Raw genomic sequence first — 12,858 nt, forward strand, 5'->3', positions numbered from 1 at the left:
AAAATGGCTAAATAAAGGCATTATGTGACAGCTGCCCATTGGCTGCAGCTCATTTAGTCAATAAGAAAGCTCCGAAAAATTCTCTTCAAAAAAAGGAAAAAAGACTTGTTTTTTTTAGAAAAGTTTGTATACTGGAAAAAGTGAAATTAAACTTGAAGTTTACTATTAGCAAACTTTTTTGTAGGATTTTTTTACTATATTTATGATCGAGGGGGAATGTAGATGGAGATTGGCGAGAAGCTCCGCAATTTGCGGGTCCAAAAAAATCTGACACAAGAAGAATTAGGGGAACGAACCGATTTATCCAAAGGGTACATCTCCCAATTAGAAAGGGATTTAAGTTCACCTTCAATGGAAACTTTTTTTACGATTTTAGAAGTCCTTGGAGTGACCCCGGAAGAATTTTTCCGTCAAGAAAATGCAGACCATCAAGTGGTCTATCGAGAAGAAGACAGTACGAGTTATTATGATGAAGAAAATGGCTATGAACTGCGGTGGCTGATTCCAGACTCGAATGAAAAAGAGATGGAGCCAGTCGTGTTGACTTTTGAGAAAGCCGGCGAGTATAAGACATTTGAACCTTCTTTAGCGGAAACTTTTATTTATGTTTTGGAAGGAACGATTGCACTGAGCCTCGGGGAATCAGAATACAAAGCACGTAAGGGACAGTCCATTTATTACCAAGCAACAGAACCGCATCAATTGAGAAATATCGGCCGGCAAAAAAGTCGCGCCTTGATCGTTGTAACTGATTCTTATTTATGATTTAGGGGGAAAAAGTGTGGGAAAAACAATTATTTCGTTCAATAACGTGGTCAAGCGATTTGATGACGATGAAACCGTCTTGAAAAATGTTAGTTTTGATATTGAAGAAGGGCGTTTTTATACGCTTTTAGGTCCTTCAGGATGTGGGAAAACCACGATCTTACGGATCATTGCCGGATTTTCCGAAGCAACAGAAGGCGATGTTTACTTTGATGGCCAGCGTATCAACGATGTTCCGGCAAATCAGCGACAAGTTAATACTGTCTTTCAGGACTATGCGTTGTTTCCACATATGAACGTGTTCGAGAATGTGGCTTTTGGCTTACGGATCAAGAAGCTGCCGAAAGACGAAGTCACAAAGAAAGTCAAAGAAGCATTGCGATTGGTCCAACTTCCAGGTTACGAAAATCGTGAGATCAGTGAAATGTCCGGTGGACAGCGTCAACGGGTGGCGATTGCGCGAGCGATCGTCAATGAGCCGAAAGTTTTACTCTTAGATGAACCTTTGTCAGCTTTAGACTTGAAATTACGAACAGACATGCAGTACGAATTGCGGGAACTGCAGCAGCGATTAGGAATTACCTTTATCTTTGTGACCCACGATCAAGAAGAAGCATTAGCGATGAGTGATGAGATCTTCGTCATGAATAAAGGAAAGATCATTCAAAGTGGAACACCGGTAGACATTTATGACGAGCCGATCAATCATTTTGTGGCGGACTTTGTCGGCGAAAGTAATATCGTGAATGGCACGATGATCGATGATAATTTAGTCGAGTTTGTCGGCAAACGCTTCGAGTGCGTGGATGGCGGTATGCGGGCGAATGAACCCGTTGAAATCGTGATCCGCCCAGAAGATCTAAGTTTGACCACCGCTGAGAAAGGGAAATTGATTGTTGAGGTAGACACGCAATTGTTCCGAGGCGTACATTATGAAATCATTTGTTACGATGAACAAGGCAATGAATGGATGGTCCATTCGACTAGAAAAGCCAAAGAAGGCAGCAAGATCGGTTTGTTTTTTGAGCCTGAAGACATTCATGTCATGCGTTTCAATGAATCAGAAGAAGATTTTGATGCTCGTTTAGAGAGCTACGAAGATTAGGAGGGAGCACATGACGAAAATGCGTCGTTTCTATGCAATACCCTATGTCTTTTGGTTATTGCTATTTGTTATCGCACCAGTATTATTGATCGTCTATCAGTCCTTTTTCGATATGGATGGGAATTTTTCACTGGTCAATTATCAAAGTTATTTAGGTTCCGGCAAGTATTTGATCATGACATTGAACTCCGTGTGGTATGCCTTTTTGATCACATTGATCACGCTGGTCATCAGTTATCCTACGGCTTACTTTTTGACAAAACTACGTCATAAAGACTTATGGTTACTGCTGATTATTTTACCTACATGGGTCAATTTGCTGTTAAAAGCCTATGCCTTTATTGGTATTTTTGGTATTCATGGCAGCGTCAATCATTTTTTGGAAATCATGGGTGTCGGACCAAAACAGATTTTGTTCACCGATTTTAGCTTTTTAACGGTAGCGGTCTATATTGAGCTGCCTTTTATGATCATGCCGATTTTCAATGCACTAGAGGAGATGAATCCTTCATTGATTAGTGCGAGCCGTGACTTAGGAGCGAACAGCTATGAGACTTTTCGCCGGGTCATTCTGCCTTTGTCATTGAACGGTGTCAAAAGCGGCGTACAAGCAGTTTTCATTCCTTCTCTTTCACTCTTCATGCTGACACGTTTGATTGGAGGAAACCGTGTAATCACGTTAGGAACTGCGATTGAGCAGCATTTCCTTGTGACACAAAACTGGGGCATGGGTTCGACGATCGGTGTGATTTTGATTATTGCTATGTTCTTAGTGATGCTCCTGACAGGTGAGAAGAAAAAAGGAGGACAACGAAAATGAAAAAATTCCGCTGGTCAAATCTTTATCTTGTCGTTGTCTTTATCCTATTGTACGTCCCAATTTTTTATTTGATTTTTTATTCCTTCAATGATGGCGGTACAATGAATGACTTTACTGGGTTTACCTTTGAACATTACCAGTCCGTCTTTCAAGATACACGTCTGATGATCATTGTATTGAATACCTTTATGCTGGCATTTTTATCCGCCCTTTTAGCAACAGTGATCGGCACGTTCGGTGCGATGGGGATCTACTATACGAAAAAACGGCGAACACGAACAGCGTTGTTAAGTTTGAACAATGTCTTACTGGTTTCTCCAGATGTCATCATTGGTGCCAGTTTTCTGATTTTCTTCACGATGATCGGAAATTTGTTCCGCGGCTTTAGCCTAGGTTTTTGTAGTGTGTTACTGTCTCATGTGGCCTTTAGTATTCCCATCGTTGTTTTGATGGTTTTACCAAAGCTACAAGAAATGAATGATTCCATGATTGATGCCGCTCGTGACTTAGGTGCCAATAATCTGCAAGTCATCAAGAACATTATTTTGCCGTTTCTGACACCGGGAGTCATTGCCGGCTATTTCATGGCTTTCACTTATTCACTGGATGATTTTGCTGTGACGTTCTTTGTAACAGGGAATGGCTTTAGCACACTTTCTGTAGAAATCTATTCTCGTGCCCGTCAGGGGATCAGCCTAGAAATCAATGCCTTGAGCACATTGGTCTTTTTATTCTCAATGATTCTAGTCGTAGGGTACTACTTTATCAGCAAAGAAAATGTGTCGAAAAAACTACGTAAAAATCGGCGAGCGGAGGTGGCAAATCTGCGATGAAAAGATTACAATCTTTGGTCATAGGAATTGTCGCCATCATTTTGGTACTGCTGTTTGGTGTACGGGAGTTGGAACATTCTTCAGGAATGGCGGGCGCCAAAGTTTTGAATATCTATAACTGGGGTGATTATATCGATCCAGATCTTTTGAAGAAGTTTGAGAACGAGACCGGCTATAAGGTCAATTATGAAACCTTCGATTCCAATGAAGCGATGTTTACGAAAATTCAGCAAGGAGGAACGTCCTATGACATTGCCATCCCAAGTGAATATATGATCCAAAAAATGATGGAAGAGCACTTGCTGAAACCTCTTGATCACAGCAAGATCAAAGGGCTAGACAATATTGATCCCCGCTTCTTGGATTTAAGTTTTGATCCTGACAACCGCTATTCGATCCCATATTTTTGGGGGACTCTTGGTATCGTCTATAATGATAAATTTTTTGCTGAAGGTGAAATCAAGGAATGGGATGATCTGTGGAAACCAGAACTAAAAGACAGTATCATGCTGATCGATGGCGCGCGGGAAGTCATCGGTCTAGGGTTAAACAGTTTGGGGTATTCATTGAACAGCAAAGACGACAAACAGCTTACAGCAGCCTTCAACAAATTGCGCAAAATGACGCCAAACATCAAAGCAATCGTAGCAGACGAAATCAAAATGTATATGGCAAACGAAGAAGCCTCTGTCGCTGTGACTTTCTCGGGAGAAGCAGCCGATATGATGTATGAGAATGAACATATCCATTATGTGATCCCATCCGAAGGATCCAATCTTTGGTTTGATAATATGGTTATTCCCAAAACGTCAAAAAATGAAGAAGGGGCCTATGCATTTTTGAACTTTATGCTTGAACCAGAAAATGCTGCTCAAAATGCTGAGTATATCGGTTATTCCACACCAAACAAAAAAGCACTCGCGTTATTGCCAGATGAAATCACGCAAGACAAACAGTTCTATCCTTCAGATGAGCTGATGAAGCATTTGGAAGTCTATGAAAATCTAGGCGCCCAATATTTAGGCATTTATAATGACCTATTTTTGGAGTTGAAGATGTACAGGAGATAATGGTAAAACTCAGTAAGAATGGGGATTTATCAACGTTCTAAAGAGCTAAAAATCGTCCTTTTTCTATCTGAGTTTTCCAATTTTCTACCAAAAGCGGCTGAAAAGCCGCTTTTTTTGTGTTATTTTATTTTTTCTACCAGAGATACTTTGCTAGAAAAGCTTTGCGATAGAGATTTTTACCAGACGATGTTGAAAATAAAAAGACAGAAACGCTTGACCGTATATAGACGTTCATCTATATTGTATATAGATAATTATCTATATACAATTCAATAGGAGGTCCTCCATGGAAAACTATGAACAGATTGCTACCATCATGAAAGCCTTAGCTGATCCAAAAAGGCTGAAAATTGTTGACTTACTTTCTACAGCTGACTCTCTTTGTGCATGTGAAGTGTTGGAGCATTTTGACTTTACTCAACCGACATTATCACACCACATGAAGCTTTTAGAGAAGGCAGGAATTGTCAAAGTAACGAAAAAAAGTCAATGGCATCATTACGCTTTACAGGAAGATTTTGTTGAGGATTTCCTAGTAATTTTGAAGGAACTTCTTATCAAAGAAAAATCAATTAGCTGGTAAACGATAGGAGTCTTATGAATGAACAATGTATCTACGGAAGTAACTGAAAAACCTGCAATAAATTTTTTCGAGAAGTATCTAACAGTTTGGGTATTGTTATGTATGGCAGCAGGCATGCTAATCGGAAAGTTTTTACCTAGTGTCGCAGACCGATTAGAAAGCTATCAAGTATTAAATACAAATATTCCAATTGCCGTTTTAACTTGGGTTATGATTTTCCCAATGATGATGAAAATCGATTTTAAATCAATACTGAACGTCCGAAAAACATATCAGGGGATTATGATCTCTAGCATTACAAGCTGGCTAATTAAGCCGTTCTTGATGTTTGGCTTAGCCTCTTTCTTCTTTTATGTTGTTTTTAGCAATTTTATCCCAGCAGACTTAGCAAAAGACTATGTGGCTGGAGCGGTTTTGTTAGGGGCAGCGCCATGTACCGCTATGGTATTTGTTTGGTCAAACCTTACAAAAGGTGATCCAGCACATACCTTGGTTCAAGTATCAATTAACGATTTATTAATCATTGTCCTATTTGTACCAATTGTTTCTTTCCTTTTAGGAGTAAATAATGTGTTTGTACCATGGAATATTCTCTTTGCTTCTGTACTACTATTTGTGCTAGTACCGTTAGTTGGTGGGGCATTGACGAGATACTTCATGATAAAACGTAAGGGAATTGATTACTTTAACAATCGCTTCTTACCAAAGTTTGACTCCATTACAACGATTGGCTTGTTATTGATATTGGTAATCATTTTTACTTATCAGGGGGATATTATTTTAAACAATCCGTTTCACGTTCTCATGATTGCCGTGCCTTTAGTCTTACAAAATATTATTACCGCAAATTTTGCTTATTTTACTTGTAAATGGACAAAACAGCCTCATAATGTGGCAGCTCCAGCAGCTTTGATTGGTGCTTCAGACTTTTTTGAGTTATCGGTTGCCGTAGCAATTACGCTTTTCGGTGTCAATTCACCAGTTGTGCTAGTGACAACAGTTGGTGTTCTGACAGAAGTGCCTGTTATGTTGTTATTAGTAAAATTGATCAATGGAACGAAAGATTGGTTCCCGACAAAAGGAGAAAATGAATGAAAAAAATCTATTTCTTATGTACGGGCAATTCCTGTCGAAGCCAAATAGCGGAAGGATTTGCTAAAAAATACTTAGATGATTCTTGGGAGATTCGAAGTGCTGGCGTTGAAACTCACGGCTTGAATCCTAGAGCGGTGGCTGTAATGGAAGAATCTGGAATCGATATTTCGAATCAAACATCTGACTTGATTGATTTGGACTACTTTAATCAGTCCGATAGGATTATTACTCTTTGCGGTGACGCAGCAGATAAGTGTCCCATGATTCCAAAGGAAAGCACACACCTTCATTGGGATTTAGTAGACCCTGCCAAAGCGAAAGGATCTGAGGCAGAAATTAGAAGTGCCTTTCGAAACACAAGAGATGAAATCAAAAAGAGAATGATTGAATTATCGCAGCAGTTAAATGTGTAATTCAAAAAGGGAGCGGGGTAAGGTATGTGGACTTGGATTAGCGACCAATTACTAAAAATGGTTTGGCTAAATGATTTGATGGGGAAATTAATTGAGCGTTTTGGGCTTTCGCTAGACATGTTGCATTTCTAATTGAGCAGAATATTCAACCGCTATCTATTCAAGAACGATTGGGCCATGCGAATATTCAAATTACTTTAGGAACTTACGGTCACTTATATGCAAAGTCAGATCAACAAGTAGTTAACGCGATTGATAATGTTCAAGAGGGCGCTATTCTTTCGAAAAATGACGATTTATTGCCAGTCTGAGTTTTCCACTACGCTACCAGAAGACAGACAAATGCTTTCGTACCAGTGTTTTTGGTTGAGTTGCTCCTGTTGAAGATGTATCGAAAGTAAGTATGTAGCTGATTGACTGATACAAGGGAAGGAAGCAAGTTTCAAAAATATCTTTCCCCATTATGTTTTAAAATAGTTACAGCTTCCTAGCGACCTGTAGAGAGACAGCAAAAGTCTTTGTCTACAGGTTTTTTTGTCTTAGAAAAGAGTCGCTGAGACAATTGGAAGCAGCTGCCCTGCAGAAGAAATACTAAGCAGTACTAGGTCGAAACAAGAAATAGTCCCAAACAAAGCGCTATCCTATAAAAACTAAAAATACAATGCGTCAGTTACAGTAACTTTTTTTGAAAAGGGTCATGGGTTTATAGCCGTAGTTTTTAGAATGAATCAGCTAATTCGAAGATAATAATATGGAATTTTTCTAGAAATTATCGCATGAAATGACCCTTGATTGAGAACGCCATGAAAGGTGGGAGAAATGCAGTTGTGTATATAAGCGAAAGCTGTCTCTTCTTTCCAAAGAAGACTGGATGATTTTGGAATCTGATTTTCTTTGGCTTAAAGGGTAAAATAGTTTGTTTTTTTGGGAGATTAAATTTATACTAATTTTTATAGCTAATTTAGTGACTTGTTAAGTAGATACGAAACAACTCCTGAATTAGAAAACAAATGAATGGGAAAGCGAATGTTTGATGACAGCTATCATTCGCTTTGCTGAACCGTTTGCCTAAGGAGTGGAATGTTGTGCCAGATTTAGTAAAGTTTGTATTGGTTATCTTAGTTATTTGGGTTATTTATCAATTGGTTACTTCTGTTTTATTTAGCTTGTCGCAAAAAGCCGTTAAAAAACGACTGAAGAGTAATAAGATGACAGATCAACAACTTGTAAACTTGTATCATTCTGTTGCAAAGTCAAATCAATATAATACGATGCAAGCCATATTCTCTTATGGAATTTTTTACAAAAGTCATGAAAAACAAAGTAATGAAGTGTACAAGTTGTATCGAGATGAAATGGAAAAAAGAAACTTGCTATAAAAGAAATTTTAAGGTCACTTATTTTTCTGATAAGTAACATCAAACATAGATATGGCTAAAAATAGATCTTTCTTTGCAATTTTGTGAGGAGGGCTCTATTTTTTTGAGCAAACAAAATAAATAGGTGAATAAAAAGGGACTCTTTTTTTGATGGAACATCGTCTCTGCGTTTCTACTGGTAATAGTAGTGTAACAGTAGAATTTTTAAAGAGTCTAGCTAGATATGCAATGCTGCTTATCAAAGACAGGATTTCATAAAAATCTATGAATCTAGTTTGTTTAGGGGTATTATAAATATAGCAACAAAGTGGATAAACAATCTGGAGGAGGAAGCATGATTCAACAATTTTTGCAAAAATTTACACGAAAAACTGGGAAAGTAGAACAATCATTCGAAGTAGTATCTAAAGAACACAGAGAAATAAAAGGGCTTTCTTTTGAACAAAACGAAGATGAATCGATCGTTATGGACTTTTTGAATCATATGGACAGAGAGTATGACACAACACCTGCAGGACGGAAACAGCAAGGGGATGCCTTTGAGCAATTTTTGGCAGCGGTCTTTCGGCTAGCAAACTACGATGTTGAGATCACCAGAAAAAGCTATCTGCAAGGCAAACAGGTCTACACTGGTGATGACAATGTAGACTTGATTTTAAGCAAAGATGCGGAACGGATTGCTGTTCAAGCCAAACATTACCGCTTGAACACGAAAGCACCCAACTTGATCACGAAAGAGTTTGTCAATAAATATTCAGGAATCTCAGATAAAAATTGGACAAATAAACTTTTTATCACAACATCTTTATTTAATCCCCATGTTTATTTAGAGATCGAGAAGAATGAAAAAGCACAAAACATTGAATGGTATGACAGGTACGGGTTATTGCAGTTGTTGAACACATTGATCCCAGAAACAATGGAAAAGCACATGTTTTTAAATAGTTTGCCAGAACAAGTAGTCAAATGTCCGGAATGTGAATCAGGGTTTATTGTCCAAAAATGGAATAAGCAAAAACATAGCTATTTCAAAGGATGTACGATGTTTCCAGAGTGTGCCCATACGGAAAGTGTTTCATTCAGGCACACACGTAAAAGTTTTACTACGTCCTCAAAAGAACTAGATAATAGCATTTCTTCTTAGGATAACTGGTACTCTAAAAAGCTCATTTGTTGAACGAATCAGACACTTAGTAGAAGAAAGGAATGAAAAGATGTTTAATCTCGCTGTTCGTGGCCACGACTTAACCAAGGTTTGTGATCCACAAGATCTCGCTTGTCAAATCGCTGAAAAAGGCATCAAAAATGTTCAATTTGCACTAAATGCTTCATTTCCGGAACTTAGTGCTGCTGCCCAGATCAATCCGGGAATGGGGACTTTTTTTAAAAATGAATTTGGGCAACAGAATGTTCAAGTGGCATTGTTGAGCTGCTATAGTAATTTGATTCATCCAGATCCTCATGAACGAGAAAAGATTCTGCAGAAATTTGAACGCTATCTTTTTCATGCACGCTATTTTGGGGCGTCAATGGTTGCTTCGGAAACGGGTTCCGTTATTCCCACACTTGGTTACAGTGAAGAAAATTTCACAGATGAAGTTTTTGATGAGCTTGTAACTGTTGTCCAGCGGTTGGTAAAAACCGGGGAACGTTATCAAACAATGGTTGGGATCGAAGCGGGATTAAATCACCCCCTATTTTCCAATGACCGAATTCAGGAATTGATCGCAAGAGTTCCTTCTGATTTTCTGGGCATCGTCTATGACCCTACCAATCTCATCACTCCAGAAACGGCAAGTAAACAAGTAGAAATCGTTGCAGAGGCCTTTGAGAAGTTTGGTGAACGAATTGTCTGTCTCCACTTGAAAGACTACGTGATGGAAGAGGACCGCATTGTTTCTGTCCCTTTAGGAGAAGGAATCATTCCTTATCAAGCCATTTTACAAATCGTTGACCAATACAAACCTTATTGCTATGTCGTATTGGAGGGAACAAAAGACGAAGAAATCAAACGGGCGGTTGCTATGATAGAGGGGCTAAGCTGAATCGAATGAACCCATTGGCAAAAAAATCATTTGACGTCAAAGAAGTGATTGCCTCTAATCGCGAACACATTTAGAGAGCACGCTTATTTAAAAGAAGCGACAGCATAAGTTAGAATGGGACAAACAGACACTAGCGCATAATCCTGCCAATATTCTGAATTAACGCTCAAAATATGCGATGAGGATGTTTGTGTTCTGTCCCGTTAAACGTTAATCTGTCGCTTCTTTTTTTGTTGGGAATGATACGTTCTAATTGAGGCTGTTTTATTCGTTGATCTGCCAATGACGAATCCTATGGATCAGCTGTTCTTTCTCTTTTTCACTGGCAAAGGAATGGCGGGCGGCGGTCTCATTCAATAAGCGCAGCTCACTTTCCGACATTTGGCAGTGACGGGTCATGTGTATGTATTCATCAGTTAATGTTGTTTTAGAAACGGTGCGATTATCTGTGTTTAAGCAAAAAGGGACCCCAGCTGTCAGCCATTCCCTGAAAGGATATTGGTGATAATCCGTGATGGCTTTGGTATGCACATTACTAGTAGGACAACCTTCAATACAGATTTGATTGCGGGAGACAAAATCTTGGGCTTTCTTATCCCCTTTCAAAATGATACCGTGGCCAATGCGTTTTGCACCGCTTTCGATTGCTTGATAAACATTACGGATACAGCCGCATTCACCGGCATGCAATGTCAATTGCACGTTTTGACCGTCTATGAAAAGTTGGTAAGTTTGCGCTAATTTGGGAACATAGTCATCTTCTTCAGGACCAGCTAAATCGATGCCAACGACTTTCTCTTCAGAAACAGACTCCGAAAAAATCTGGGAGATTGCAGCAGCAGACTCTTGCCGCATCCCGATGATCAAGATATTCCCTTTTAGCGGATAGATGGACTCCGCACGAGCGATTCCTCTAGCTACTGCTTGAATCGTTTGTGGGCAGGAAAGACCCTGTTCCATTGACTGACTAGGAGCAAAGCGGATTTCGATATACGCGACACCATCTTCAAACGCTTGTTCCATGACATCAAACGCTGCGGCTTCTAATGCAAATTCACTTTGGAGATAAGGAAGAACGAAATCAAAGCGTTCCAAGTACTCATTAAGATCAGAACAGTCTTGGGGGGCTTGCATCCGTTCTTCAAGGATCGACAGTTCTTGTGGGATAGGCAGATTTTGCTGATTGGCGATCTTAAGTAATGTTTCTGGACGAATCGATCCATCCAAATGGCAGTGCAATTCTACTTTAGGGAAGGCTTGGATTTGGCTTTTCGTTAACACGTCATTCCTCCTCGCATACGCAGGGTACGCTGAATTTTTTTATGTATGAATATAGCATAGATACGGGTTATGTGCTAGTGAAAAAAGGAAATTCTCATGATAAACACTCTCCCTCTCAAAAAAGCTTCTATAAAAAGCCTCTATAAAAAGCCTCTATAAAAAAGCTCCGGTCAAAAAAGCTCGTATCAAAAAAGCCGCTGCCATGGGAGGATTGTCCCATGGCAGCGTACGATTTTGTTGAGTTGGCACTTTTTTTGCTGAGAAAACTAAATCAGCTCTGAGAGTTCGACGGCATCGATCGCCAGATCTTGTGCGGCTTCCTTCAACGTGAAGTGACCGTCAAATGCGATGACACCACGCGCCAGTGCAGCGTTTGTTCTTAATGCCTTTTCAGGATCGGCAGCCAATTGTTTAGCGTAGGGTAATGTGGCGATACTCAATGCCAATGTAGCAGTCTGTGGAACTGCGCCAGGCATATTGGCAACAGCATAATGGATCACATTTTCTTGGATGTAGGTAGGATCGTCATGAGTAGTGACACGATCTTCTGTCTCAAAAATGCCTCCTTGATCAATCGCAATATCTACAATCACTGATTTTTCTGCCATGGTTTTCACCATCTCACGAGTTACTAGATTTGGCGCTTTTTTGCCTGGCAGCAAGACGGCGCCAATCACCAAGTCTGCTTGTTGAATAGCGGCTTCAATGTTGAAACGATTAGAGAAGAGTGTCTGAACTTGTCCGTCAAATAGCTGGTCTAATTCTTGTAAGCGTGGGATGGATACATCGAGAATTGTGACTTGCGCACCAAGCCCTAACGCCATTTTCGCGGCATTGGTTCCGGCAACGCCACCGCCAATAATCGTGACCTGACCTTTTCGAACACCCGGAACACCGGACAGGAGGACTCCTTTGCCGCCATAGATTTTTTCTAAGAATTGTGCGCCGATCTGAACTGCCATTCGACCAGCAATTTCACTCATTGGAGAGAGGAGAGGCAGCGCCCCATTAGCCAGTTGGACATTCTCATAGCCAATCGCTCGAACCTTGGAGGACATGAGCGCTTTTGCTAATTCTGGATTGGCAGCAACATGTAGGTAAGTAAATAACAGCAATCCCGCTCTTAAGTAGGAATACTCTTCTGGCAGCGGTTCTTTGACTTTCATCACCATGTCAGCCGCCCAGACGTCTGCAGCGTTAGCAACGATCGTTGCGCCGACTGCTCGATAGGCTTCGTCTGAAAAAGTTGATCCGATACCTGCATTTGCTTCAACCAAGACCTCGTGCCCTTCTTGAACCAATTCATAGACGCCAGCTGGCGGCAAAGCTACACGATTTTCATTGTTCTTGATTTCTTTAGGAATTCCGATTTTCATATGCGTCACACCTTTCTTTCTTCTATTATAAAGGAAAGCGGATCCATTGTAAGGAGAAAGCGAAGATTTCTCAAGGTAGCCGTCAAGAGGCGC

At 40.0% G+C, this 12,858-nt stretch carries 13 protein-coding genes and 1 pseudogene; 12 read left to right on the forward strand and 2 right to left on the reverse strand.

The annotated features are described in order from the left end of the window. The first annotated feature begins 222 nt into the window (after window positions 1-222). The 12 genes and pseudogenes from EGX73_RS08825 (at window position 223) to EGX73_RS08885 (ending at window position 10,108) form a co-directional block, all read left to right on the forward strand. A complete protein-coding gene (locus EGX73_RS08825; protein WP_003127476.1) occupies window positions 223-765 on the forward strand; it encodes a helix-turn-helix domain-containing protein in 543 nt (180 codons plus the stop codon). Window positions 766-781: 16 nt separating this feature from the next. Continuing rightward, window positions 782-1,870, forward strand: a complete 1,089-nt coding sequence (locus EGX73_RS08830) for an ABC transporter ATP-binding protein (protein ID WP_003127477.1) — start codon at window positions 782-784, stop codon at window positions 1,868-1,870. Between the two features lie 10 nt (window positions 1,871-1,880). Then, on the forward strand, window positions 1,881-2,690 hold the full coding sequence (locus EGX73_RS08835; RefSeq protein WP_003127478.1) for an ABC transporter permease: 810 nt from the start codon (window positions 1,881-1,883) through the stop codon (window positions 2,688-2,690). Next, complete coding sequence (locus EGX73_RS08840) at window positions 2,687-3,523, forward strand: ABC transporter permease (protein WP_123866886.1); 837 nt, start codon at window positions 2,687-2,689, stop codon at window positions 3,521-3,523. The genes EGX73_RS08835 and EGX73_RS08840 overlap by 4 nt, the downstream gene beginning before the upstream one ends. Beyond that, window positions 3,520-4,593, forward strand: a complete 1,074-nt coding sequence (locus tag EGX73_RS08845) for a PotD/PotF family extracellular solute-binding protein (RefSeq protein WP_003127480.1) — start codon at window positions 3,520-3,522, stop codon at window positions 4,591-4,593. The genes EGX73_RS08840 and EGX73_RS08845 overlap by 4 nt, the downstream gene beginning before the upstream one ends. A gap of 286 nt (window positions 4,594-4,879) precedes the next feature. Beyond that, window positions 4,880-5,176, forward strand: a complete 297-nt coding sequence (locus EGX73_RS08855; protein WP_003127481.1) for a helix-turn-helix transcriptional regulator — start codon at window positions 4,880-4,882, stop codon at window positions 5,174-5,176. A gap of 18 nt (window positions 5,177-5,194) precedes the next feature. After that, complete coding sequence (gene arsB, locus EGX73_RS08860) at window positions 5,195-6,271, forward strand: ACR3 family arsenite efflux transporter (protein ID WP_123866887.1); 1,077 nt, start codon at window positions 5,195-5,197, stop codon at window positions 6,269-6,271. Further along, window positions 6,268-6,684 carry an arsenate reductase (thioredoxin) gene (arsC, locus tag EGX73_RS08865; protein WP_005471755.1) on the forward strand — a complete coding sequence of 139 codons (417 nt, stop codon included), beginning with the start codon at window positions 6,268-6,270 and terminating at the stop codon, window positions 6,682-6,684. Before arsB ends, arsC begins: the two co-directional genes overlap by 4 nt. Before the next feature lie 116 nt (window positions 6,685-6,800). Continuing rightward, window positions 6,801-6,995 (forward strand): annotated as a pseudogene (locus EGX73_RS08870) (site-specific integrase); the annotation flags it as partial. 774 nt (window positions 6,996-7,769) lie between these two features. Beyond that, window positions 7,770-8,063: a hypothetical protein gene (locus EGX73_RS08875; protein ID WP_005471757.1), complete on the forward strand. Its 294-nt coding sequence runs from the start codon at window positions 7,770-7,772 to the stop codon at window positions 8,061-8,063. A gap of 334 nt (window positions 8,064-8,397) precedes the next feature. Next, window positions 8,398-9,207: a restriction endonuclease gene (locus EGX73_RS08880; protein WP_029487211.1), complete on the forward strand. Its 810-nt coding sequence runs from the start codon at window positions 8,398-8,400 to the stop codon at window positions 9,205-9,207. Between the two features lie 70 nt (window positions 9,208-9,277). After that, a complete protein-coding gene (locus tag EGX73_RS08885) occupies window positions 9,278-10,108 on the forward strand; it encodes a sugar phosphate isomerase/epimerase (protein WP_123866888.1) in 831 nt (276 codons plus the stop codon). A gap of 264 nt (window positions 10,109-10,372) precedes the next feature. Here EGX73_RS08885 and add read toward each other — a convergent pair whose 3' ends face one another. Both add and ald read right to left on the reverse strand, forming a co-directional pair. Beyond that, the gene (gene add, locus EGX73_RS08890) at window positions 10,373-11,389 is read right to left on the reverse strand and encodes an adenosine deaminase (RefSeq protein ID WP_021149323.1); all 1,017 of its coding nucleotides are present in this window, start codon (window positions 11,387-11,389) and stop codon (window positions 10,373-10,375) included. A 266-nt stretch (window positions 11,390-11,655) separates the two neighbouring features. Next, entirely contained in the window at window positions 11,656-12,765 is a 1,110-nt protein-coding gene (ald, locus tag EGX73_RS08895; protein ID WP_021149324.1) for an alanine dehydrogenase, read from the reverse strand. Window positions 12,766-12,858 lie beyond the last annotated feature (93 nt).

Source organism: Enterococcus sp. FDAARGOS_553 (assembly GCF_003812305.1).
GTDB lineage: Bacteria > Bacillota > Bacilli > Lactobacillales > Enterococcaceae > Enterococcus_D > Enterococcus_D gallinarum.

Bases quoted from the DNA above. Each gene is read 5' to 3' on its own strand.
- EGX73_RS08825 (WP_003127476.1), top strand. From the start codon at position 223: ATGGAGATTGGCGAGAAGCTCCGCAATTTGCGGGTCCAAAAAAATCTG.
- EGX73_RS08835 (WP_003127478.1), top strand. From the start codon at position 1,881: ATGACGAAAATGCGTCGTTTCTATGCAATACCCTATGTCTTTTGGTTA.
- EGX73_RS08840 (WP_123866886.1), top strand. From the start codon at position 2,687: ATGAAAAAATTCCGCTGGTCAAATCTTTATCTTGTCGTTGTCTTTATC.
- EGX73_RS08845 (WP_003127480.1), top strand. From the start codon at position 3,520: ATGAAAAGATTACAATCTTTGGTCATAGGAATTGTCGCCATCATTTTG.
- EGX73_RS08855 (WP_003127481.1), top strand. From the start codon at position 4,880: ATGGAAAACTATGAACAGATTGCTACCATCATGAAAGCCTTAGCTGAT.
- arsB (WP_123866887.1), top strand. From the start codon at position 5,195: ATGAACAATGTATCTACGGAAGTAACTGAAAAACCTGCAATAAATTTT.
- arsC (WP_005471755.1), top strand. From the start codon at position 6,268: ATGAAAAAAATCTATTTCTTATGTACGGGCAATTCCTGTCGAAGCCAA.
- EGX73_RS08880 (WP_029487211.1), top strand. From the start codon at position 8,398: ATGATTCAACAATTTTTGCAAAAATTTACACGAAAAACTGGGAAAGTA.
- EGX73_RS08885 (WP_123866888.1), top strand. From the start codon at position 9,278: ATGTTTAATCTCGCTGTTCGTGGCCACGACTTAACCAAGGTTTGTGAT.
- ald (WP_021149324.1), bottom strand. From the start codon at position 12,765: ATGAAAATCGGAATTCCTAAAGAAATCAAGAACAATGAAAATCGTGTA.